The organism is Sulfitobacter sp. F26169L (assembly GCF_026410285.1).
Classification (GTDB): Bacteria; Pseudomonadota; Alphaproteobacteria; order Rhodobacterales; family Rhodobacteraceae; genus Sulfitobacter.
The window spans coordinates 253,493-274,912 of the sequence record NZ_JAPMLP010000002.1 but is presented as its reverse complement, the minus strand read 5'-3'; the positions used below and the strand labels follow the sequence as shown (position 1 = coordinate 274,912).

Sequence of the window (21,420 nt, the reverse complement as noted above, 5' to 3'; positions counted from 1 at the left end):
ATCATGTGCCTTCGCGAAGTGCGGTGATGCTGGAAGCAGGCGCTTCTGCACCTCCGGCAAACACCACGCGAGCTTCCGCGCCAAGGTTTTGTACTTCGATGATGCGTGCATAAGTTGCGGCCTGTGTGGTTGGTAGCGTAATGCCATTGGCCCCTGTTGCCTCCACTTCGAAGCGGTAAAGACCGGCAGGCACGGGCCGTCCATCCGGCCCGACCCCCGCCCAAACAACCGGATCGGAAGAAACAGGCAACGCGCCGCGATCAACCTCGCGACCCTGCACATCAAAAACTACCAATTGCATTTCCTCAGCGCCGGCGGGAGGGGTCGGCAGAACAGTGATCGGCGCGCTGTCAAACGGGACGGGTGCGGTTGTCCGTCCCTCCATTCCGATCCATCCGGCCATCTGCCCCATGGTTCCACTACCCAACTGGTTGGCCAATGCGGTCAATAGATCGTTTGACAACACCTGCTGTTCGACCATCGAAAACTGCGCAAGTTGCGCGGCATATTCCGAACTGTCCAACGGCTCTAGCGGGTCTTGATATTTGGCCTGTGTGGTCAGCATGTTGATAAAGGTTTCAAAGTCCGATGACAGCACGGCGCTGGTCTGCGGTGCAGATCCTGCGGTGGTAGCGACACCCGAAGGTGTCAGAGCAGAAGGTATCATAATTATTCCTTAAAGGCGGATATCGACGCCGCTTTCAGACAAACTATCCAGTTGAATAACGGCGGTTTCTGCGTTGGTCTCCTGGACTGTCCGTTCATCGCCGTCTGGCAAAGTGCCTGTCTGCCCGTCATGCGGCTGCTTTTCGCCTTCATCACCACGGCTTGCGCCATGACCAAAAGCGAAGTTGATCTGTTCGTAGCCCATATTGCGAAATGTCTGGCCCAACTGATCGATATGACGGCGCATCAAGTCAATTGTATCGGCACGTTCCGCAATAATATTGACAGTAATCGCCCCGTCATCAGTAATGATAGACATGCGTACCCGCCCCAGTTCTTGCGGCGACAGCGCAATTTCAACAGGTCGATGGACGGCTTGCACCATGACCTCTATCATTTGCCGTGCAACGTGTGGTGGCAATTCACTACGTAGCGGTTGAAGTGCTGATTGAGGAATATTTGAAATCCGCACACTGTCCCAGCTAGATAAATCGGGGCTCTCTAATGAAGCCATCAGCGAAGGTTTGATCCCTACTCCGTCTTCAATCTTTCCTGCATGCTTCGCTGGGAGCAACTTTCTTATAATGCCGGAAGCGGGTGTCTCTTCCGTCTGACTACGCGTCGTCGTCTGATGGGATTTGCCAGTCGTAAGGTGTATGTCACCACTCCTGTTATCTTGGTCTGTCAGGCTCGTATGTATCGTAGGCAAACCTGCCCGCCGCGAGCTTTGTTTTTCAGGTAAAAGGACCTTGGGTTTTTGTCCTCCTGCTTCTACCTGGGAATCAACGTGATCGAATGCCTGGCCTAGCGAAAGAGGGGAGTCGCGGCGGTAAGGTGGTGCGGTGGTGGCCATGGTCGGTGCGCCAGCATTAGATCCCGTTGGTATCAGAATGGAATCTAACATTTTCGCGGATTTAGGCTTCCGAAACGATTCCGTAGCGTCATTCTCACTCTGCGCGTTACCGTTCAAAGGGTCGGCGTGCACTGGTTTCGGCTTTGAAATACTATCGGATTGGCGAGGTCCACGGACCTGATCCGCCAACTTGGCGGGTTCCATTCCAGTTTGTGTAAAAACATCAGAAGTCGATTGGGTCGATTTATTCAAAGCTGTTGATGTATTGGTCGAGACGCTATCTCGGGACGAGGATGTCCTGGCTGGTGGTAAACGTGCGTCTGGCTCTGTCGATATTGCCGCTCCTGAGCCATAAAGGCCTTTTTTACGTGCGGTGCCAGACCCGTTTTCGTCTAGGATTCCGCCTGTTTGATCTTCATTCCAGCCGTTGCGCAAAAATTTTGGATCACTCTGGTCAGGACTATTTTTCTTGGTTTCTCTCGTGACAGGTAAAGTCATAGCCTCGGCCTGTTTCACCTTGTCATCAGCAGTTTGCATCTGAAATTGAGTGGCTGTCAAAGCAGACGCAAGATTAGCGTTTGTTGGCAAACGTTCTAGGGCAATCGAACGCGGATTTCCTTCAGTTACGTTTGTCGTATTCGCTGGGGAAGAAGCTGATCCGAGTTCCCCTTCAATTCGTGACGAGACTGATCGCTCCTCGCTAAAAGAGTCAAGCTGGTGCCTTTTTTCAGGGGTTCCGCTACTGCGCGCGTTGGATGCCGTCTCGCGTTGCTCGATCGTGTGTGACGCCGTCGTTTGTGATTTCTCTTTTGGCAAAGGCGCATCATTCTGGAGAAGCTGATCGCGGTCTATCGTGCCGGAGGGGTCTTCTTTTTCTGTGTTTGGTAGCATCGCCAGAAATGCGCCAAAATCTGGATGGCCAGCTTCAGTCTCCTCCGTGCTTAACGGAGTCTTTGGCGTATTTATCACCATCGGGATCACGGTATTTGCGATTTGTGCAACGGGAGTCTTCATTCACTGCCTCTTCAGATTCGGCGTCTGTCATCGAACACTATCCATACACTTCCTTACCGGTTGTTTACTGAATCGCGTCCATGATCAGAAAAATCGAAGCAATTTATGGAATGTTCCCGATGACCCTGATTCCCCCCGTGCTATCGCCGTCAGCCCCTGCCGACCGTCAAACAGCGCTTTTTGAAGCGGCGCAAAATCTTGAATCTGCGTTTTTGGCTGAAATGTTGCAGTCAGCCGGGTTTGGACAACCCAGCGAAAGTTTCGGAGGCGGGGCAGGCGAAGAACAGTTCGGCTCGTTTCTGGTTCAGGAGCAGGCAAAACATATCGTGAAGGGTGGCGGAATTGGTCTGGCGCAGTCTTTGTTCGAAGCGCTGAAGGAGAAATCGGAATGATGGCTGGAAATATTGACCTTGAACAGCTTGATTTCCTACTTGAGCGTGAACGCTCGTTACTCCTGAAAGGTGACCTGACCGGTCTGGGCACACTTCTTGAGGCAAAAGAAGAAATGGTTGAGATGCTATTGAAAGATACTGAAACACAAGCGGAAAAAATTATCCCGCTGGAAGGTAAACTGCGCCGTAACCAGCTTTTGCTGAATGGTGCGTTACATGGTGTTCGTTCAGTCGCAAAGCGGCTTGCTGCGCTACGACAGGTGCAAACCACACTAGAAACCTATGACGCACAAGGGCGAAAGCAGGACATCCTTGCAGACACAAAACCAAAGCTTGAAAAGCGTTCATGAAAATTAGGAACCGTGAAGCACGCGCTGTTTTGGTGATTTTTGCAGGAAATCCAATTGAATCAAATTCACGGAAGAGCGATCGGCCGCGTTAAGAATATAGAAAGAGCCAAAGCAGCAATATGGCGATGCATCCGGTACACGGGTGGCACATTGCTCGGAACGGGCGATTGTAAACGTCAGAATGGCATTCCTGTCCGCATTTTTGTGCAGACGTTATCCGGCGCAAAGCGTCGACACGAAAGGAACATGCTTCAATGTCGAGCATTCTTACAAACAACAGCGCAATGGTAGCGCTGCAAACTTTGAAATCCATCAACAACAATTTGTCAGAAACGCAAAGCCAGATTTCGACCGGCAAGGAAATCGGTTCAGCAAAAGATAACGCATCGATCTGGGCAATTTCGAAAGTCATGGAATCCGATGTTTCCGGTCTGGATGCTGTCAAAGACAGCCTTGCAACGGGCCAATCGGCTATTGCTGTGGCCAGTGCCGGCGCTGAATTGATCGTCGAAACGATTAAAGAAATGCAGCAGTTAGCAATTTCTGCCCAGTCGGAGGGTGCGGATTTTGGACAGATTGGCACGGAAATGGCCGAAAAAAAGCTGCAACTTGACTCGATCGTTGCCGGATCACAGTTTAACGGCGTCAATTTGCTCAACACTGATGTGGATGGCGCCGGTGCTGGTACAACATCAATGACAGTTGTCGGTGCGATCAATCGAGTTGGTAATGCTGCGCCAACGGCCACAACCATCAGTGTAGATTCTGCGAATCTGGAAGCGTCGGTGACCGGCGTAACGCTGACGGGAACCGCGGATACAGCAGACGCTGCAACTACCTATGGTGAGCTGACCACAATGCTTGATCTCGCGATCACAGGCGCGGCAAACCTTGGTACGGCAGCCAAGCGGCTGGATGATCAGGCCAATTTCGTGTCAAAGCTATCCGACTCTTTGACATCGGGTATCGGCGCCTTGGTCGATACAGACATGGAGGCGGCATCAGCCAAACTTCAGGCGCTGCAAACACAGCAGCAATTGGGTGTTCAGGCGCTTTCGATCGCCAACCAAACGCCGCAGACTATCCTGTCGTTGTTCCGTTAAATCAAGGCTTCCTGATAATAGTTGGGGGCGCATGTCAGCGCCCCCGCACAAAACCATTAATGAGTAGGGAAATCCGTGAACGCAACAGTACTTGCGCATATTGGATATGCGCCGACCGCCGCACCATTGAAATCTGCGCGAAAGGCAGAGTATGATGTTATTGCGCGCATAACATCACGCCTGACGACGGCGATTAAGGCGAAGGATTTTAATAGGTTAGTTCATGCACTGCATGAGAACCGCACTCTGTGGCGCAAGCTGGCGATGGATGTCGCAAGCCCCGAAAATCTCTTGCCCGATGACCTGCGCGCGCGGCTGATTTACCTTGCGGAGTTCACTGAGCATCATACCCGCAAAGTTATCAACCGAGAAGACTCAGCGACACCGTTGGTAGAGGTTAACACTGCGATATTGCGCGGACTGAAATAGAATGGAATCCAATATGAGTGGTCTTGTCCTTAAGCTTGGTCCAAAAGAGCGCGTTCTGATTAATGGCGCCGTTATCGAAAATGGAGACCGGCGCAGCCGCCTCGCCATAATGACACCTGACGCTAAAATATTGCGGCTTCGGGATGCAATCCATCCGGAAGATGCGAAAACGCCGGTGCGCCGGACTCTTTTTGCTGTGCAACTGGTTCTGTCTGGGGACAAGGATGCTGACAGCGCGCATTTGCCCTTGTTGCGACAGGTTGAGGAATTGAGCCAAGTGTTCACAGATGCAGACAGCCGCCAGATGCTGGCGGAAGCGAGCCAAGCGGTAATCGACAAGCAGCATTATCGGACGCTTAAGGCGTTACGTGCACTTTTGCCCCGCGAAGAGCGGCTTCTGGCCGTCCGGCCAAGCTAATGTTTCAGCCTGTTATTCCAATAAACGGCCTTGGGGGCTGGCGATTTCTACAAGACACTTATGATAGCCAATTCAAAGCATTTACACAAAGCACCCAGCTGCAACGCGATACCGAATATTTCCGCGAGAATATTGGCGCCATCGAAACCGCAGAACAACTGGTTGCAGACAGACGGTTATTGAACGTCGCGCTGGGCGCATTTGGTCTACAGGACGATATAAACAGCAAATTTTTCATTCGAAAAATGCTTGAAGAAGGCACGACAAGTAGTGATGCGCTGGCAAACCGCTTTACAGACCCGCGCTATAAAGAGATGTCACAGGCCTTCGGATTCGGCCCAAGTGAGTATCTGAAAGTTGACGAACCCATTTTTGCTGAAGCTATCATCGACCGTTTCGAGAAGCTCGAATTTGAAGTCGCAGCCGGGCAACAAAACGAAGCAATGCGCTTTGCGTTATACGCAGAGCGGCAGATGGGAGTCTTGGCACAAAAGGACATGTCAAATGATGCAAAGTGGTTTACCTTGATGGGTGAACCGCCCTTGCGAAAAATATTTGAGAAAGCATTAAATTTGCCTGCCGCTTTCGGCCAGATCGACATTGATCAGCAGCTCGGTGTCTTTAAGGATCGCGCTAAGAAAGAGTTCGGATCAGATGATTTGGAGCTATTCAGCGATCCGAAGATAGTTCAGGAGTTGATAACAAAATACGTTGTCCGTGATCAGATATCTCAATTCAACGCAGGCTATTCATCTAACGCAATTGCCCTTACACTTTTGCAAGGCGGCTAACCCTGACCGAGTCCGGCGCGACGGAGAATAAGTTCCAACTGGCTGAAGCTGCGCTGCGGGTCATCTGGCTCCACCTTTGCCAGAAACGCTTCGATTTCCGGATGTAGCTGAATCGCTTTGTCAATTTCGGGATCACTTCCGTGAGTGTAAAGTCCAGCGCGGATCATCATGGCGTTTGAATCATATAAGCTAATCATTTTTCGGATCAAAACGAGTAGGCGGTTCTCACGATCATTCGCCGCTGCAGGTAAGCTGCGTGAGACGGAGCGCAAGACATCCACAGCGGGGAATCTACCGCGCTCTGCAATTGTGCGATCCAATACGATATGACCGTCAAGAACACCGCGAAGGATGTCAGCTATTGGCTCGTCCATATCGGATCCGGCGACAAGAACGCTCAGAAGAGCAGTAATGTCCCCCTGTGATCCTGCTCCGGGTCCAGCGCGCTCACATAACGAAGTGATAAGATGGGTCGTTGAGGGAGGATAGCCACGAAGAACGGGTGCTTCGCCAGCAGCTACAGCAACTTCACGATGTGCTTCGGCAAAACGGGTGATTGAATCAGCGAGAAAAAGAACCGATTGGCCCGCATCGCGGAAATGTTCGGCTACTGCCATGGCAGTCCATGCACAGCGGCGGCGTAACAGGGGTGATTGATCAGACGTCGCGGCCACAACAATTGCCCGTGAAAGGCCCTCAGGCCCTAAAACGTTATCAACGAAATGGCGTAATTCGCGCCCCCGCTCGCCAATCATGGCGATCACGACGATCTCAGCGCTCATATGACGTGCGAACTGACCCAGCAGAGTAGATTTTCCGACGCCTGATCCTGCGAATAACCCCATGCGTTGCCCTTTGACCATCGGAAGCACCGTGTTGGTAACAGCCAGCCCGGTTCCAAGGCGATGGCCGAACGCGCGCCGCTTGGCAGCGTCAGGCGGTGAACATAATAATCGTCGCGAAAACGCTCCACGCAAAAGCGGCTTACCATCCAGCGGCTGCCCCATGGGATCAATAATCCGGCCAAGCCACTCACCAGAGGGGGCGATTACTGCAGGGGATAATAATGTCGCTCTGTCATTCAGGCTCACGCCTTCTGGCGGTTCTTCGGCGAGCATGACGAGATTTTCCTCAACAATTTGAACAACCTCCCCCTGTAATGGTACGCCCCGTTTGCGATAAACCTTCACCCCGTCTCCGATGGATGCATCATGCGCGAGACCGGTGATGTGCAACGCAGCGCCATCCGCACGGATGATTCTGCCTACGGGGCACACAGTGCGCAGATCGGCGATATGGGCGGCAAGCCCGTCGATAAGCGAAGCATCTGTCATGACATTCCTTTTCTGCTGCTCACTGTTTCTAAAGGAATCAGTCTTAAGCATTGATTGAAATTGCAGCAGGGAGAATCCCGATGTTCGAAAATCTAACAGTCTTTCAGACCGCGTCTGCGATGGCCCGCCATGCTGGGCAAAGTCAGGCATTGATATCCCAGAATGTCGCGAATGCAGATACGCCAGGGTATGTGGGCAAGGAAATGCCGGCCTTTGCAGAGCTTTACGCGCCGAACGAAATGGCAGGCATCCAACGCGCCACACGTCAGGGGCATTTGCACGGCAGTGTCAGCGTTCAGTCGATGACCCCCACAGATATGCGCAACGGCGATAATCCCAACGGCAACACCGTATCGCTTGAGACAGAGATGATGAAGGCGGCCGAAGTCAAAAGCCATCATGACCGCGCGCTGGCAATCTACAAATCTGCGCTGGATGTGCTGCGTGTTTCCGTGCGTACAAGATAGGAGCGATATTTATGACCGATTTTTCTTCAGCCCGATCCGTTTCTGCCAGTGGAATGCAGGCGCAGGCGCAGCGTTTGCGCCACCTGTCCGAGAATATTTCCAACGCAGATACACCGGGGTATCGGCGAAAACTTGTCTCGTTCGAAACAGCGATGGGGCAGGGTGATCGGGTGTCAAAAGTGGAGGTCGGGCGCGTGCGTCTGGATCAGAGCGAGTTGGCACAAGTGTACGATCCGGCACATCCGATGGCCGACGAAACAGGACAATACGAAGGCTCCAACGTGAACCTTTTGATCGAACTTGCAGATGCACGTGAAGCCCAGCGCAGCTATGAGGCAAACCTGAAAATGTTTGATCAGGCACGCAAGATGTCGAGCAGCTTAATGCAACTTTTACGTAATTAGTAAAATCTGCGACTTACGGGTCAACTTTTCAGAAGGAGTTCCAGAATGGAATTGAAAACACTTTCCGCAATCCAGAATTACGCCACCGCAAAACCTGCCACCACACCTGGTGAGGGGGAAGGCGGCGCGGCTGCGGCGCTAAAGGGTATCGCCGGTGATTTCGCATCCACCTTGGCGAAATCCGAACAGGTCGCGCAGTCGACGATGATGGGCAATGCTGATCCTCACGCTTTGGTACAGGCTTTGGCGCAAACCGAACTGGCGGTCGAAACGGCGGTAACTGTGCGAAACAAAGTTGTCGAAGCCTATCAGGAAATTCTGCGGATGCCTGTCTGATGATGGATGAACTGGTGTTCTATGACACCATGCGTCAGGGGCTATGGGTTGCAGTAGTAATCTCTTTGCCGATCCTGATTGCGGCATTGGTTACTGGTGTCTCAATCGGGTTGGTCCAGGCGCTTACATCCGTACAGGAAATGACACTGACATTTGTGCCCAAACTGGCGGCGATTGCCGTCGTGTTCTGGATGTCGATGCACTTCATGACCAACTCGCTTGTCGCGTTTTTTCATAACCAAATCATCCCGCTGATTATCGGAGGATAAAGATGGAAAGTACCGGATATATTACGCTGTCTCGACAGTCGGGCCTGCAACGTGAGATGCAGACCGTGGCAAATAATATTGCAAACGCTGCCACGACGGGATTTCGCGCAGAAGGTGTGATTTTTTCCGAATACGTGAAGCCTGTAGATCGTGGTACTTCTCTTTCGATGGGGCAGGGCAACATCGGAAAGACCTCCTTTGAACAAGGCGGTTTGCGTCAGACGAACGGCACATTTGACTTTGCGATTGAGGGGGATGGGTACTTCGTTATCCAGACCCCGATGGGAGACCGTCTCACCCGCGCGGGTGCATTTTCGCCCAGCGCTGATGGGCAACTGGTTACACCGGACGGGTTTCCGGTGCTTGATGCAGGCCGCGCGCCGCTGTTTGTCCCCGCAGAGGCGGGAACACTATCGGTTTCGTCTGATGGCACGTTGAGTATCAATGGCGCGCCACTGGGGCAGATGGCGCTGGTGCGGCCATTGGCACCGTTGGATATGATCCGCGAAGATGGCGTGTTGTTTCGCGCTGATGCTGGGGATGAACCGGCCGAAAATGCGCGCGTATTGCAAGGGTTTGTTGAGGGGTCAAATGTAAACCCGCTGCTTGAAATTTCCCGGATGATAGAGGTTCAGCGCGCCTATGAAATGGGCCAGAGCTTTTTACAAACTGAGGACGAGCGTGTTCGCGCCGCCGTAAAAACCCTCACACAATCCCAATAAAGGAGTAAGCCGATGCGCGCCCTTAAAATTGCCGCAACCGGAATGAGTGCCCAGCAAATGCGGGTCGAGACGATTTCCAACAATCTCGCCAATATGAGCACGACCGGCTACAATGCTCGTCGTGCCGAATTTGCCGATCTGCACTATCAACAAATGGCGCGGGCGGGATCGGTCAATGCCTCCGATGGTACCGTTTTGCCAACTGGTATCCAGTTGGGTCTTGGGGTGCGCCCCGCCGCAGTCAGTCTGCATTTGCAGCAGGGCTCGCTTTCTGCAACGCAGGGCGATCTGGACGTCGCGATTGAGGGGCAGGGATATCTGGAGGTCACGCTGCCCAGCGGGCAGACCGCATACACACGTGACGGCGGGCTGAAACGCACGGGCGAAGGGTTGATTGTAACATCCGAAGGGTTTCCTGTCGGGCCGGAAATTACCATTCCCGCCGATGCGCGCAGCGTTTCGATTAATGCAGACGGTGAGGTATATGCCTACTTCGATGAGGCTGCCGGTGGGCAGCTGCTGGGACAATTCACGCTGACCGGTTTTACCAATTCCAAAGGTTTGGAAGCGATCGGCAGCAACATGTTTCTTGAAACAGAGGCGTCCGGCCCCGCGCTTGTATCCTCTCCCGGAGAGGACGGGCTGGGGACACTGCGCCAAGGCTACCTCGAAGACAGTTCTGTTGATGCTGTACGAGAAATTACGGAGCTGATCGAGGCGCAGCGCGGCTACGAAATGAATGCAAAAGTTATCTCTGCAGTTGATCAGATGATGAGCGCAACGACGCAGGTACGCTGATGAGAACGTTCGCAATAATTTCCGCCGCCGTAATTTGTTTTCCAGTCTTCGCTGATACGGTTGTGCCTGCCCGCACGATCCGGCCTAACCAGATTATCACAGAAATGGATGTGACATTTGCCGCGGGTGATCTTGCGACAGGCTTCGCCCGCTTGGCCGATGTCATAGGCCAGGAAGCGCGAGTGGCGTTGTATCAGGGGCGGCCAATACTCCAAGGCGATATTGGCCCTCCGGCGATTGTCGTGCGAAATCAGATTGTAGGTCTGCGATACCATGCGAACGGCATAAACATCAGCACCGAAGGCAGGGCACTGGCACGCGGTGCAATCGGTGACCGGATACGGGTTATGAACCTTGGGTCACGCGCGATCATTTTCGGTCAGGTTCTGGGCGACGGCACTATTTCAGTAAGGAATTGATTCAATGCATACTACGCTCAAACTTGGCAGTATTGCCGTACTTGGCTTGACGATAGCGTGTGCGCGCGCGGATCATATCGGGACACCGCCCAGCTTTACGCCGGCGCTGGAAGCGCCAGAGGCGCGCGCGATGATCGAACCGGGATTGCCGGCGGTTCTTGTGGCGCAACGGCCAGTTGATGCTGCATCTCTCTGGTCGCCTTCACGCGCATCCCTGTTAGGGGACCGCCGCGCAGTGGTGCGCGGTGATATCCTTACGGTTGTGATCGAGATTGATGAAAAAGCCGAAATTTCGAATTCATCTGATCGCAGGCGCGCGGGATCGGAGAACCTGAGCATCCCCAGCCTAATTGGCCTGCCTCAACGGCTGAACAAGAAGCTGCCGGAAGGGGCCAGTTCGGACGATCTGGTGGGCATCAGCTCCCAAAGCAGTTCTTCCGGTGACGGGTCTGTAAAACGAAAGGAAAAGCTGGAACTGCGGATTGCAGCAACAGTAGTGGATGTCTTGCCGAATGGTGTTTTGTCCATCTCGGGAAGCCAAGAATTACGTGTGAATTTTGAACTGCGTGAATTGCTGGTCACGGGCTTTGTGCGACCTGAAGATGTCTCGCGCCAAAACGAGATCACTTACGACAAAATTGCATCGGCACGGGTTTCCTACGGGGGACGTGGCCAGATCAGTGATGTTCAACAGCCGCGGGTGGGCCAGCAAATTCTCGACGCTGTCTTGCCGTTTTAGTCAGGATTCATCCTATGAAAAAAATCATCCCGCTTGTTTTTCTTCTGATTGGTACCGGCGCCGGTGTCGGTGCGGGAATCCTTTTGCGTCCCGCTCCGGCTTCCGAAGCTGTTAGCGACACAGGCACTGAAATTAAAAAAGAAAAACAGGGCGAGCAGTCAGCACAGAAAAATATTGTTGAGCCGGATCACGGTGAAACGGCCGAAAACGAGTATGTAAAGTTGAGCAACCAATTCGTTGTACCAATTGTGTCAAATGACAAAGTTGTTGCGCTGGTTGTTCTGGCATTAAGCGTTGAAGTGCCGTCAGGAAAAACCGACAGTGTGCTGGAACGTGAACCGAAGCTGCGTGACAGTTTTTTGCAGGTATTGTTTGATCATGCAAATATGGGTGGGTTCGAGGGGAACTTCACACAGGCAGAAGTGCTGGGCCGGCTTCGTATGGCACTGAAAGAAGTGGCGCAAAGGGATCTGGGAAGTGAGATTGTGAAAGAAGTTTTGATCGTGGAGATTGCCCGGCAGGATTACTAGGCAATCCTACTGCGTTGACTCGATCGCGCGCTCCAAACGGGCGCGCGCTTTTTTCTTCTTCAGCTCTATACTCGCACTGTCTAAAAGCGCATCAGTCACCAGAACCTTACCGAAAGCTTCACGGACCTGCGCAATGTGGCGCTCTTTTACGGCAAGAACCTGAGCCAACTGCATGTTCAATTCGTATTGTTTCCGACCGATCCACGCCTGCCATAGACCATCGGCCCCGATTGCGCGCTGTGCAGGATCGCAATTTGCAAGGCTGTCCAACCGCTGCGTTTCCAGCCGGGACAATGAATTGCGCAATTTCCCTTCCTGTGCGGTCAGTCGCCCGAAGCTTTCTTGCTGCTGGCGATACTTTATATCTACAAGCCTCTTCATTGTGGCGAGATTTTTGAGATTGCTCATCTTGATCCTTTGGCGCGGCGGCGCATGTCTTCGGCAAATCTGATGGCCGCTGCTACGGGTGCGTAATCTTCATGTCTGATCTGTTGACCGATTTCGACCGAGGTGTGCAGGGCGCGCGCTGTCGGTGGATCGGAGTGAATGGGAACACCTGCCTCCCCCCCTAAACGTCGAATTGTCGCAGCGATTTCGTCCACCCCTTTGGCAACACAAACAGGCGCCTCGCCGGAAAGGCGGCTCCATTTCAACGCGACAGCATAATGTGTAGGGTTCACAATAATGACATCGGCATCAGGCACATCCTTCATCATCTGGTTTTGTGCGGCGGTTAATGCCCGTTGGCGCCGCTCCTGTTTCATATGTGGGTCACCTTCGCTTTCTTTCGTTTCGTCGGTAACTTCCTTCCGTGACATCCGGTTTTTTCGCATGTGCGACGCATGCTGCCAGAGTGCATCTACCGCGCCAATCAAGCCTGAAATGACAACTACGACACTCAGGAACGAAATGCAGATTTTTGCGAGGAGAGAGATTGCTGTTTGGGGCGTCGTCTGCAGCACCCCGATCATCTGGGGCAGCCATGTGCGGATAAAGAGCGCAAGGCATATTGAAAAGATCAGCAGCTTTACAAAACTCTTAAAAAACTCGAACAGCCCGTCACGCCCGAATTTGTTTTTGGCGTTGGACAACGGTGATATGCGGTTAAGTTTCGGCTCCAATTTGCTTGGCGCGAATACCCACGCGCGCTGTGCGAACAATGCGAGTATTACGCCAAGCGCAGGAAGCACAAATACAGGAGCCATTCCCCATCCGACAGCTTTCATTATTCCGCCTACCGGCGCGGCAGCGCGATCAGTGAAAAAAAGCTCAGCCAGCGCATCGGGCTGGTCAAGAAGAACCATCAATGTGCTTCCGACATGCTTTATTCCGGTCGTACCTACCGCTGAAAGTGCGACCAGCAGCCCCAGATAGGCGCAGGCCGTAAGCAGGTCGTTGGATTTGGCGATGTCGCCTTTTTTGCGCGCCTGCAGCAGCTTTTGCGCTGAAGCGTCAAAACTTTTATCCGAAGGATCTTCGCTATCGCTCATGGCACTGGCGCCAGTGGATTTGCAACGAAACTATTGAGCGCGTTAACCCATGTCGACAAAAGCAAAGGCGCCGAAAGACATAAAAGGATAAGACCGCCCGCCGTAATGACCGGCGCGCCGACAAATGCGACCATAAGCTGTGGCATAGCCTTGTTAATAACGCCCAAGGCAACATTGTAGAGTACGGATAAAATCACGAACGGTGCAGCCAACGTGAATGCAAGAGAAAACGCGCGTCTAATCTGGTCGACACCCCATTGCGACACATCGGAACCGGAAGGAAGTCTGCCCATTGGCAGCATTTCATAAGACAGGATCACCATTTCCGCTGCCCGAACATGAAGTCCGGTCATGACGGCAAGTGCCAGACCACCTGTCACAAGGATATGACCCATGGCGGGAACAGGCTCTGCCACAGCACCGCCCAGAATCTGCGCAAGGGACGTGGATTGGGCCGCAATCGATCCGGCAGTTTGCAGTGCGAGAACAAACAGGCGAATACCAATCCCAAGCAGAAGGCCGGCCGCAATTTCCGTCAGGGACATCCAGATGATGGAGTCAAATTTCATCGCTGTATCCGGCGCAGCAACTGCCGGAGTGATAATCAGCGTAAAGGCAAGCGCAATGCCGAGTTTGACACGTGCAGGCACCGATTGCTCACCAAAAGCGGGAAGCAAACTGACCAATGCGCTGACACGCAAAAATACAGCGAACCCATGCCAGAGCATAGCGTCGGTAACCTCCATCATTTCGGCCAGGCTCTGAATCATGCGGGTACAACACCTACCAGGGATGGTTTGGCGTCCAATCCGATTTCTTCAAATGACATGACAGGAGATCGAATTCCTTTTGCTAGCATAACTGTGTGTAAAAACCGCCGGCGACGTGTGTTGGTTACCACTGCGGGATATATTCCGTTCTGGTTTGCATCATTAATTTTCTGAGCGACCCCTTCTGCCAGCTGGTTGAACAAATCCGGTGGCAAGGCGATGTCCAGACCGCGATCTGCATCGACTTGATAGGCAGCGAACGTATCTTCCCATTCCGGCGCAAGTTGCACCAATGGCAAGGTGCCGTCTGCGCGGCGCACTTCAGCTACCATTTGGAATCCCAGTCGTTGCCGGACCAGCTCGCAAATAGCCTCCGGTTGGGCATTCTGGCCACGCGCTTCGGCAATCGCTTCGAGGATAAGCGGAAGGTTGCGGATCGAAACCTGCTCTGCCAGCAGCAGGCGCAATACGGAATGCAACACATCGACCGGCACCTTGTCCGGGATGAGTTCGTCCAGCAGTTTTCTGTTCGCTTCTGCTCTGGCAGGAGAAGAAATATTGACCATCTCATCCAACAGACGCCGGAGGGATTTTAACGTCAGTAGGCGCGGGAAGTTGCGTTTCACGACTTCAAGAAGGTGAGTGGCGAGAATTTCGGCAGGGGTGACAAGCGTAATACCGGCAATTGCTGCGTCTTCCTGGTCGGCTGCATTTATCCAGCGCGCAGGTGCCCCATATACCGGTTCCATCGTATCAAGACCAGATGGCAACGCATCAGGGTTTTCCGGCGCAAGCGCCAGTATCTGGTGGGGATTTAGTTTAGCGCGCGCCTGCTCTACCCCCTGAATACGTAGCAGGTAGGTGCCGGGCGGCAATCCGGCGTTATCTGTAAGTCGAATTTCGGGAAGAATAATGCCGAAGATTGATGCAACGTGGGTGCGCATGTTCACAATTCTCGCGTCCAAGCCTGTTCCGGGATCCAGAATCATACTGACAAGATCGGGGGCGAATTCGACATGGATGTCCGCCAGTTCCAGCACGTCACCAAGTGGCTTTTCACGTGGAAGTATCGGCGATTCCTCATCAGCTGTTTGCACTGGAGTCAAAGCCGCCTTTCGATACATGCGGTATGATAAAAGCCCAAGCCCCAACGCGCCGGCGATAAACGGCAAAAACGGCATGCCCGGAACAAGCGCGAATAAGGTCATGAGGCAAGCAACCGTTGCCAAAGCTGCGGGATGTTTGCTGAGTTGGGCAAATACGGCCAGATCGGTTGAGCCTTGCGCACCACCGCGCGCCAGTAATAAGGCAGAAGCAATCGAGATAATCACTGCGGGAATTTGCGAAACCAGACCGTCGCCCACAGTAAGAATGGCGTAGGTTTCAAATGCTGCGCTGATCGGCATTCCGTGTACCAGCGTCCCCATGATCAAGCCGGCCACAAGATTCAGCAGTGTGATCAACAGGCCCGCAATTGCATCCCCTTTGACAAATTTTGACGCGCCATCAAGGGATCCGAAAAAGGTTGTTTCCTGTTGCTCCTGAGCGCGGCGGTTTTTCGCTTCTTCGTGACTAATGGCGCCGGCAGACATATCTGCGTCTATTGCCATCTGCTTGCCCGGCATCCCGTCCAGAGCAAAACGCGCACCCACTTCCGCCATGCGGGTCGCACCCTTGTTGATCACCATAAAGTTAACAATCAAGAGAACACAAAAGACGACAAGACCCAAAAAAACAGACCCACCCATAACAAACTGGGCAAAGCCCTGTATGACGTCGCCCGCTGCATCGGTTCCTGTATGCCCCTCACCGATAATCAATTTGGTAGAGGAAACGTTCAGCGACAGACGCAGCATCAGCGATGCAAGTAGAATTGTTGGAAACGCGGAAAAATCCAATGGACGTTCGATAAAAAGCGTCACCGTAAAAATCAGAATTGCCAAAGCAAACGATGCGGCAAGCCCCACATCAAGGATCCACGCAGGCATGGGCAGGATCATCATGACGATGATCATCATCAGGGCGACGGCAAGCATGACAGTAGGTTGATAAAGCGCCCGCAAAGAAAACATCATATCAGCCCCCGCTCTGTCTGGCGAATAGAGAGCGTCCGGCGGAGGTTGCGGGCATCAAGGAGCCGAGAAATCCTCCGCTTCCGCCCGTCAAAAGCGAATAGGTATTTACGTTTGGTTCGGCCGGTTGTGTCGCGGCTTGCAAAATTTCTGGAGGTTGCGCTGGCTTTTCCGGGGTGTCTGAAAGCCTGCTACGAATCTTCTCATAGCGAGCCATGTAACGGGTTGCATATTTTCTTGTGCGTGAATGATATGCACCAGCCGCTTGTGTCCAATCGCCAAGTTCGCCGTAAAGCTGACCGAGGAACTTGGCGGCGTATCGGGTATTGATAAGCGGGTCGAACATATCCTCAATTGAATTGAAGGCCTTGCCGTGCCAGCGATAATTGATCTGGAAGCATCCCACATCAAAGCTTCTCGCGCCATTTTTGAAATGGCGGAAAACGTAAACACGTGCTTCATCTTCGGAATCGAACCAAACGCCTTTACCTTCCATATTCACTGTCCATGGCCAAGGGCGCAACGAACCGCCCGTACCGCGACCCGTCTCGGTGCGGGTGATCGCGCGTAAAACTGCCAGAGGCACACCGGATTCTTTTGCCACCTGCCTTGACGCAGTATCGCAGACTTGTGCTGGATCATTATCTGCTAACAAAATCCCAGCGTTAGAAAACAGTGCTAGGGCGATCAAGCCAAGCCAATTTGTCTGCATTTTGCACCTCAACTCCGCGTTCTGCGGTCAATGATCAAGCTAACGATGCAGTGTTTATTTTTTGTGACCAAAATATCGAAAATCACTGTAGTTTAGGCTCGAATTGCAAGCTTGGTTCTTTGAGTAATTGTTCGATTGTTGAGCGCGCATTACTACTTTCTTTCAATGCGTGACTGGCACGGCCTAAAGGTCCCAACCCAGCATTTGCACCAGATTGTTTCCTCTGCACTAGCGTGGTGATAGCGCCGAATTCTGCATTGTCAGCGGATGTTATCTCTTCCCAATGCTCTGACAGCCACGCGGCCTGTGCGGCTCGCTCTGTCTCGTCGTTGCGTGTGAAAATATCAGCAGCTTCACTGTATGCCCCTGTCATTTCTTTCGCCTGAGCCAACAAAAGCTCTGCTTTTTGGCCTTCGATGCCTATTAATGCAGCCTGAGCCTGAAAGGGTTGGCGCAGCTCAATTGCTACGCGGGCAGCCTGCAATTGGCGCGCAGGTATTCTTGGAGTTGCAGGAATCATGGCGATCATACCTTGGGCCTGTTCGAAAAATCCCAGGTTACTCAGACCATCTGCCAGCAAAAGTTTTGTGTCAAAATCAAGATTGTTCAAATCGTCCTGATTTTGCGCCAGAAAATGTTCCATAAAAGATAGAGGATCTGCCTTTCTAGCCAATTGGCCCAGCACCGTTTGTAAGATATCTTTGACAACCTCAGGTGAAAGTGATGGCTTCAGATCGCCCAGTTCTGAAAATGCTTCGTCAAACCGCTGCGATTGGCCAAGCGCAATAATTTGGGTGCGTCGCATTTTTTGGCCGATAGGAGCCCCCCGAAGCTCCTGGGCATACGCTTCAATCAACGTGACTGCTTCGGCTGAAACAGGCTCATCTCGTGCGATCTTTCCCTCCACCTGCTTTATCAATGCCCGAGCGGATTGCATGCTGTTCGAGTCAATGATGGCTTCTAGGGCAGTTTCAGCAGAGATTCCCGCGCCGAGCGCAATGTCAGCTTTCGCCATCAAAGCATCTGGCGGAACTTCACCTGCGAGCCGTTCTATGCTGCGCAATGCTGTCGCGGCGGCATTTGGGTTATTGGTTTGTAAAAAACGGTCACTCAACATAGGTGCTACGACTTTTCGCAGATGTTGGGGTAGTTTGTTTAGCGCGCGCAGTGCAGCATTGGCTTCAATGGCAATGTCTGAAGGAAGATCGCGAGCGCTCAGAATCGCCCAAAGTGCGACGTTAGATTTACAACTTGCGTATCCGGCAAGCGTATTGCTGCCGGTGGCGGCGCCATGTTCCAAAATAGCGGCAACAACGAACAGCTCAGCAACTGTGGTCTGCGCAGTAGGATCAAGTTTCAGTACTTTCAGCGCTTCAGCCCCGAAGCCGAAATGAATGTAGAGCCGCGCGAAATGGTGCACGGCCTCTAGATCAAGGCGATCGCGGGCGTCTATCAATGCATTTCGCGCGGGGCCAATTTGTTTAGAAAAGCTCTGATCGGTTCCCCACGTCTCTACTGGAAGAAATTCATCCGAGGGACAGGTCTGGCTGGATGCTGTCACGCTAACTTCTTCGCTTACGGCGCGTGTATCTCTATCCATGCTTGAACTAATTCGCATATTTTCCGAGGGAACCTGAACTAGCTGTGGCAACGCATTCGGCGTGAGGTCTGCTGTCATTGGGCCGGTCTGGTCCGTGATAGGACTAACAGGCGGAGTCTCATAGCTGTTCTCAAGAATTCCGATACTAGCGGCGTTTGCGACTTCCTTAACTAGTTCGTTTTGAACTTTATTAAGCAGATCTTTTTGGTCCGCTGAAGAACTCTCTGGCTCAAAATTGCGAATGTTTAGCTGGGCAGAATTAGGAGGCGTAAGAGGAAAGGCAAAACGAGAGCGGGCCCCAATCCAAGGCAAAACAGCACCATTCTCACTATTGGACATTTGTGTCTCGGACGTAACGCGCGCACCAATCAAAGGCGGACCATCAAGTAGAGGGCCAGCTAGCTTACTTCCTTGATCAGCTACGTCGACGACCAGCAGCGAGCCGCTTCGGAAAACGGTTGCTTGGCACGCACATGTAACTACCAATTTCAGTGAGTTCCGGCTTGTTTCGATAGCTGCGATTCGTTCCCGCTGCATGCGGATGAATACGTCCTTGAGGTCAAAGCCACCTTTGAAATCTGGCAATTGGATCTCTACGCCCGTTGTAGTTTGACGTGCTTCCCATGGCTGTTTGACCGGTACAGGAATTGTGAGACGGCTAAACGTGGGATGGTCACCTGACCGAACAAGCAGTTGTTGCGCTTGCGCGCCCCCTCCGAAAAGAGACATGAAGGCAATGAATAGGCCGAGGTTTCTCATGCAGCGTTCTGCTTTAGCGCCTTTAGCGCTTCTTCAAGGTCAATGTAGCTGGGGCGGCAATGGGATGGCGTATTTTGCCGCCCTACTTCGATACAGATGTTCGTTGCATGATTGTGCAAGTTGGCTACCAGTACTTCGCGAATTAGCTGGTAAAAGTTCGCTTCGTCCCGCGTCACGTCTCCTACCTTCGCCGCAAAAGGACCGACCAGTCCATAAGCGAGGAAAACACCCAGAAACGTCCCGACCAATGCGCCACCGATCAGTTTGCCCAATACTTCGGGCGGTTGGTCGATTTGCGCCATTGTTTTGATGATGCCCAAAACGGCGGCAACAATTCCCAGAGCAGGCAAGCCATCTGCAACAACCTGTAACGCGTGACTGGAGTGCATGGCATGTTCACGATTTGCATCCATTCGCTTGTCGAGAACTTCTTCGACTTGATGCGGATCGTCGTAATTCATTGAGGCCGACCGCAAAGTATCGCAAATAAGCGCGATGGCTTCCTTATCCTTCAAAATTTTGGGATATCTAGTGAAAATGTCGGATTCTTCCGGTCCCTCGATATGCTCCTCCACCGCAACGGGATTTTGCCGCGCAAGCCGGATAAGCTCAAAAAGCAGGCACAGCAAATCCTGATAGTCCTGATGTTTCCATTTCGGGCCTTTGAATACCTTACCCATATCCTTCAGTGTATGTTTTATGGCCGCCCCGTCATTGCTGATCAGAAAGGCGCCTGTGGCTGCCCCACCAATCATAATCATCTCGAATGGCAATGCTTTAAGGATGATTCCCATCTTGCCGCCAGCAAGCAGATAACCCCCAAAAACCATAAGGAATATGGTGATGATGCCGATAATGCCGATCATATTGATCCCCGGAATTGTTTCTTGCAGTGTCCCACGCGAAAGTTAAAAAAGTCTCAGCAATTGATCAGGTCTTTGGTACCTCAGCATTTCGACCAGCCAAAATGACGCTAATAGAATAGGCCGTTGGGGGTGAAAGCCCCGCCATGACCTGCGCGGCAACGTCAGGACGCATGCGACCCAGAAATCCGGCAGCAAAGCTGGGGTCCATCTCCTCGAACAAAGTCGCGGCGTCTTTGGGTTTCATGTTTTCGTAAAGTGCTGTCAGCCTCAGCAGGTCTTTTTCTGATGCTTCATCGGCAAGAGATAAGGTCGCGCGTAAGGACTGCTCTGTTTCGGACAAATCTTTCAGTCGTTTTTCAATTTCCATGTCAGCGATTGTCAAAGCACGCATGCGCATACCCAGTTGTTTTTCACGCACTGCAACCTGCGCTTCACGCTCGCTGAGTGCTTTTATCAAGCTGTTCATTTCGCTTCGGCTGCGTTTTGATATCTGCGTGAAATCGGCGGTTTGAGGCGTTGTATTTACCTCGTCTGCCGATTTTGTTTTTTCAGAGGCTGCAGGCATAGGAGCGGTTGGCAATTGGCTGTCTTGTGCCAGCACGCCTGTCGCACTTGATAGGATTCGAATGGTTGCGGAGCCCAGCAGGAGGGCGCCAATGACCATGACGGATCCGCGTCCTGCGGGAGCGAAAATTTTTCTAACCGCGCTAAAAATCATGCGATATCTCCTTGAGTCGTCGAATGGGGACGGCGGGCAAACATAGGTGTAGCTGAGCTTGCCGGGGGAGGCGGAGCGGTAGGCGCAACTGACTGTTGTTCCGGCACGGGCGGGACATCGTGTAATGCAGCCATCTGTAGCTCGAGCCTGCGAGACATATCCTCCGCTCGTGTTGTTAAATCTGTCAGGGTTTGCGCTGATCCCGCCGCTGTTTGCTGTGCGGCTGCCAGCGTCCGGTTTAGATCGTCAACCTGTGCCGAAAGCACTGCAACGGCCCCGCCAACGCCTTTCTCAAGGTCATTAAAGCGGTTGAGCCTGCGCCCGAGAACATAGCAATAAACTGCTGCGCCAATAGCCCCTGCGGCTAAAAATATATCTGCGATCAAGTTCATCACATGC

The 21,420-nt window shown here is 52.6% G+C and carries 27 protein-coding genes; 15 read left to right on the top strand and 12 right to left on the bottom strand.

The window, feature by feature from the left end; translation table 11 throughout:
• Position 1: 1 nt before the first annotated feature.
• On the bottom strand, positions 2–667 hold the full coding sequence (locus OS189_RS05535; RefSeq protein WP_267166293.1) for a flagellar hook capping FlgD N-terminal domain-containing protein: 666 nt from the start codon (positions 665–667) through the stop codon (positions 2–4).
• Between the two features lie 9 nt (positions 668–676).
• A complete protein-coding gene (gene fliK, locus OS189_RS05530) occupies positions 677–2,533 on the bottom strand; it encodes a flagellar hook-length control protein FliK (RefSeq protein WP_267166292.1) in 1,857 nt (618 codons plus the stop codon).
• Between the two features lie 119 nt (positions 2,534–2,652).
• Between fliK and OS189_RS05525 the strand changes: the two genes are divergently transcribed.
• From OS189_RS05525 to OS189_RS05500, 6 genes are all read left to right on the top strand, one after another.
• Positions 2,653–2,925 carry a rod-binding protein gene (locus OS189_RS05525; RefSeq protein ID WP_267166291.1) on the top strand — a complete coding sequence of 91 codons (273 nt, stop codon included), beginning with the start codon at positions 2,653–2,655 and terminating at the stop codon, positions 2,923–2,925.
• On the top strand, positions 2,922–3,275 hold the full coding sequence (locus OS189_RS05520; RefSeq protein ID WP_267166290.1) for a hypothetical protein: 354 nt from the start codon (positions 2,922–2,924) through the stop codon (positions 3,273–3,275). The genes OS189_RS05525 and OS189_RS05520 overlap by 4 nt, the downstream gene beginning before the upstream one ends.
• 254 nt (positions 3,276–3,529) lie before the next feature.
• Entirely contained in the window at positions 3,530–4,378 is an 849-nt protein-coding gene (locus tag OS189_RS05515; RefSeq protein WP_267166289.1) for a flagellin N-terminal helical domain-containing protein, read from the top strand.
• Positions 4,379–4,453: 75 nt separating this feature from the next.
• Positions 4,454–4,807, top strand: coding sequence for a flagellar biosynthesis regulator FlaF (gene flaF / locus OS189_RS05510; RefSeq protein ID WP_267166288.1), 354 nt, complete (start codon positions 4,454–4,456; stop codon positions 4,805–4,807).
• 13 nt (positions 4,808–4,820) lie between these two features.
• Positions 4,821–5,225 (top strand): flagellar biosynthesis repressor FlbT, encoded by a 405-nt coding sequence (gene flbT / locus OS189_RS05505; protein WP_267166287.1) that lies wholly within the window; start codon positions 4,821–4,823, stop codon positions 5,223–5,225.
• Positions 5,225–6,016: a DUF1217 domain-containing protein gene (locus OS189_RS05500; RefSeq protein ID WP_267166286.1), complete on the top strand. Its 792-nt coding sequence runs from the start codon at positions 5,225–5,227 to the stop codon at positions 6,014–6,016. Before flbT ends, OS189_RS05500 begins: the two co-directional genes overlap by 1 nt.
• On the opposite strand, the gene OS189_RS05495 is transcribed toward OS189_RS05500, so the two are convergent.
• Entirely contained in the window at positions 6,013–7,350 is a 1,338-nt protein-coding gene (locus OS189_RS05495) for a FliI/YscN family ATPase (RefSeq protein ID WP_267166285.1), read from the bottom strand. The genes OS189_RS05500 and OS189_RS05495 overlap by 4 nt on opposite strands.
• A gap of 119 nt (positions 7,351–7,469) precedes the next feature.
• On the opposite strand from OS189_RS05495, the gene OS189_RS05490 reads away from it, so the two are divergent.
• The 9 genes from OS189_RS05490 to OS189_RS05450 are packed head-to-tail and all read left to right on the top strand — an operon-like array spanning position 7,470 to position 12,034.
• Positions 7,470–7,817, top strand: a complete 348-nt coding sequence (locus tag OS189_RS05490) for a FlgB family protein (RefSeq protein WP_267166284.1) — start codon at positions 7,470–7,472, stop codon at positions 7,815–7,817.
• An 11-nt stretch (positions 7,818–7,828) separates the two neighbouring features.
• Complete coding sequence (gene flgC / locus OS189_RS05485) at positions 7,829–8,221, top strand: flagellar basal body rod protein FlgC (protein WP_267166283.1); 393 nt, start codon at positions 7,829–7,831, stop codon at positions 8,219–8,221.
• 45 nt (positions 8,222–8,266) lie between these two features.
• Positions 8,267–8,557 carry a flagellar hook-basal body complex protein FliE gene (fliE, locus tag OS189_RS05480; RefSeq protein WP_267166282.1) on the top strand — a complete coding sequence of 97 codons (291 nt, stop codon included), beginning with the start codon at positions 8,267–8,269 and terminating at the stop codon, positions 8,555–8,557.
• Positions 8,557–8,826 (top strand): flagellar biosynthetic protein FliQ, encoded by a 270-nt coding sequence (locus OS189_RS05475; RefSeq protein WP_267166281.1) that lies wholly within the window; start codon positions 8,557–8,559, stop codon positions 8,824–8,826. The genes fliE and OS189_RS05475 overlap by 1 nt, the downstream gene beginning before the upstream one ends.
• Before the next feature lie 2 nt (positions 8,827–8,828).
• Entirely contained in the window at positions 8,829–9,548 is a 720-nt protein-coding gene (locus tag OS189_RS05470) for a flagellar hook-basal body complex protein (protein ID WP_267166280.1), read from the top strand.
• A 12-nt stretch (positions 9,549–9,560) separates the two neighbouring features.
• The gene (gene flgG / locus OS189_RS05465; RefSeq protein ID WP_267166279.1) at positions 9,561–10,346 is read left to right on the top strand and encodes a flagellar basal-body rod protein FlgG; all 786 of its coding nucleotides are present in this window, start codon (positions 9,561–9,563) and stop codon (positions 10,344–10,346) included.
• On the top strand, positions 10,346–10,765 hold the full coding sequence (gene flgA / locus OS189_RS05460) for a flagellar basal body P-ring formation chaperone FlgA (protein WP_267166278.1): 420 nt from the start codon (positions 10,346–10,348) through the stop codon (positions 10,763–10,765). The genes flgG and flgA overlap by 1 nt, the downstream gene beginning before the upstream one ends.
• A 4-nt stretch (positions 10,766–10,769) precedes the next feature.
• Positions 10,770–11,504, top strand: coding sequence for a flagellar basal body L-ring protein FlgH (gene flgH / locus OS189_RS05455; protein WP_267166277.1), 735 nt, complete (start codon positions 10,770–10,772; stop codon positions 11,502–11,504).
• 14 nt (positions 11,505–11,518) lie between these two features.
• Positions 11,519–12,034 (top strand): flagellar basal body-associated FliL family protein, encoded by a 516-nt coding sequence (locus OS189_RS05450; RefSeq protein WP_267166276.1) that lies wholly within the window; start codon positions 11,519–11,521, stop codon positions 12,032–12,034.
• A 6-nt stretch (positions 12,035–12,040) separates the two neighbouring features.
• Here the strand turns inward: OS189_RS05450 and OS189_RS05445 are convergent, their stop codons facing one another.
• From OS189_RS05445 to OS189_RS05405, 9 genes are all read right to left on the bottom strand, one after another.
• Complete coding sequence (locus tag OS189_RS05445; protein WP_267166275.1) at positions 12,041–12,442, bottom strand: hypothetical protein; 402 nt, start codon at positions 12,440–12,442, stop codon at positions 12,041–12,043.
• Positions 12,439–13,524, bottom strand: coding sequence for an EscU/YscU/HrcU family type III secretion system export apparatus switch protein (locus OS189_RS05440; protein WP_267166274.1), 1,086 nt, complete (start codon positions 13,522–13,524; stop codon positions 12,439–12,441). Before OS189_RS05440 ends, OS189_RS05445 begins: the two co-directional genes overlap by 4 nt.
• Positions 13,521–14,294 (bottom strand): flagellar biosynthetic protein FliR, encoded by a 774-nt coding sequence (locus tag OS189_RS05435; protein ID WP_267166273.1) that lies wholly within the window; start codon positions 14,292–14,294, stop codon positions 13,521–13,523. The genes OS189_RS05440 and OS189_RS05435 overlap by 4 nt, the downstream gene beginning before the upstream one ends.
• The gene (flhA, locus tag OS189_RS05430) at positions 14,291–16,369 is read right to left on the bottom strand and encodes a flagellar biosynthesis protein FlhA (protein WP_267166272.1); all 2,079 of its coding nucleotides are present in this window, start codon (positions 16,367–16,369) and stop codon (positions 14,291–14,293) included. Before flhA ends, OS189_RS05435 begins: the two co-directional genes overlap by 4 nt.
• A 1-nt stretch (position 16,370) precedes the next feature.
• Entirely contained in the window at positions 16,371–17,078 is a 708-nt protein-coding gene (locus OS189_RS05425; RefSeq protein WP_267166271.1) for a lytic transglycosylase domain-containing protein, read from the bottom strand.
• Positions 17,079–17,160: 82 nt separating this feature from the next.
• Positions 17,161–19,437, bottom strand: a complete 2,277-nt coding sequence (locus OS189_RS05420) for a hypothetical protein (RefSeq protein ID WP_267166270.1) — start codon at positions 19,435–19,437, stop codon at positions 17,161–17,163.
• Positions 19,434–20,303: a flagellar motor stator protein MotA gene (gene motA, locus OS189_RS05415; protein ID WP_267166269.1), complete on the bottom strand. Its 870-nt coding sequence runs from the start codon at positions 20,301–20,303 to the stop codon at positions 19,434–19,436. Before motA ends, OS189_RS05420 begins: the two co-directional genes overlap by 4 nt.
• 64 nt (positions 20,304–20,367) lie before the next feature.
• Entirely contained in the window at positions 20,368–21,021 is a 654-nt protein-coding gene (locus tag OS189_RS05410) for a MotE family protein (protein ID WP_267166268.1), read from the bottom strand.
• Positions 21,018–21,413 (bottom strand): hypothetical protein, encoded by a 396-nt coding sequence (locus OS189_RS05405; RefSeq protein ID WP_267166267.1) that lies wholly within the window; start codon positions 21,411–21,413, stop codon positions 21,018–21,020. The genes OS189_RS05410 and OS189_RS05405 overlap by 4 nt, the downstream gene beginning before the upstream one ends.
• Between the last annotated feature and the right edge of the window lie 7 nt (positions 21,414–21,420).